Genomic DNA, 1,471 nt, shown 5'->3' with positions numbered 1-1,471 from the left:
CGTGGGCGGCGGCGGCCGTGCCCACGGGGGTCTCGGCGTCGGGGTCGAAGTCAGGGAACAGGCCCCACGTGTTCGGCAGGGTGAGGGACTCGGCGAAGCCGTAGGCGGTCACGTGGACCGTGGCGGGAGTGGCGCAGACGGTGGCCCAGCCGCCGGACTCGGTCAGGGCGGCCGCGAGCGCGCGGACGATGCGGGCCGAGATCATGGCCGGGCTCATGCGGTCGAGGCCGGCGGGGGCGGTGAGGGAGTAGTCGGCGAGGGTGCGGGCGGAGAGGTACACGCCGTGGCCGCTGCAGAGCAGGCCCTCAGTGGTGGCCTCGAGCACGATGTGGGCGGCGGGGTCGTTCTCCCGGGGGCGGGGGGTGAGGGAACGGTAGGGGGCCGCGGCGACGTCGAGGGCGCGGGCGAGGCTGTGCGCGGTGAGGGTGAGCTGCATGGTGTCCTCCCGGTGGGACTGGGGGTGCCGGGGGCCTCGTGCCCCCTGCGATGTGTCTAACCATACACCTGTGGAGGGTGGGGGCGCAACCCTGACCGCGAGCGCCCGGCGGGCGGGCAGGTAGATGCGGCCGTGGGCGCGGTCGCTGAGGGTCCATGCGGTCAGGGAGGGCTCGCCGGGCACGTCGTAGAGGGCCAGGTGCTGGTCGGTGAGGTACTGGGGGCGGTCCGTGATCAGGTGGGCGAGGGTGGGGCTGGCCAGGACGGTGGCGCGGGGGTGGAGCATGTGGCGGCCCGGGGGGTCGAACCGGCCCGCGGGGGCCGGGGCGGTGTGCGCGAGGTTGGGGAAGGTGCGGGAGTAGCCGGGCCGGGGGGTGTCGATCTCGACGCGGATCAGCGCGGTGTCGGCGAGGATGCGCACGGGGGAGTCGGCGGGCACTGAGCGCCAGTGGGAGAGCACCGCGACGAGCTCCTCGGCGTCGCGGACGTTCAGGGCGCACGGGGGCAGGGCCGGTCCGGCGGAGGGGGTCGGGTCGGGGTTGGGGGCGTGCGCGCGGGCCCACTTGCGCTGCCAGGTCGAGGTGAGCCGGTAGGAGCCGGCGGCCGTGAGCTCGAACCAGATCAGGCCCTTGCGGCGGGAGGCGCCGCTGGAGCCGCGCAGCGGGGCCAGGGTGGCCCGCAGTGCGAGGGCGAGGTCGGCGGCGGTGGTCTGTGCGGTGGTGCTCATGGGGGCCTCCTTGGCCAGGGGTGCCGGGGGCCTCACGCCCCCTGCGATGTGTCTAACCATACACCAATCCGAGATGGGGGCGCAACCCCGCCCGCGAGTGCCCGCCGCCCGGGCGCTCGCGGCCGGCCCGGGCGGGCCGCGAGCGCGGAGGGGTCAGACGCGGGAGGCGTCCCAGGCGCGGCGGGCGAGGCCTCGGCCGCCGCGGGCCAAGGCGAGCATGAGGCGGGCGCAGACGCTGCCGAGGCTCAGGCCCAGGAAGGTGATCACCATGAGGCACCACGCGGCCAGGGCCCACAGGGCGGAGGGGGG

1 protein-coding gene is annotated in these 1,471 nt (G+C 76.1%); it reads right to left on the bottom strand.

Annotated elements, in window-relative coordinates:
* A partial coding sequence (locus AC0VX0_RS12265) for a hypothetical protein (protein ID WP_475452178.1) occupies positions 1 to 1,162 on the bottom strand: 1,162 nt, incomplete at its 3' end.
* Between the last annotated feature and the right edge of the window lie 309 nt (positions 1,163 to 1,471).

This window comes from Micrococcus sp. iso_26, from assembly GCF_056172975.1.
This window is presented reverse-complemented; position numbering and strand designations above follow the sequence as displayed.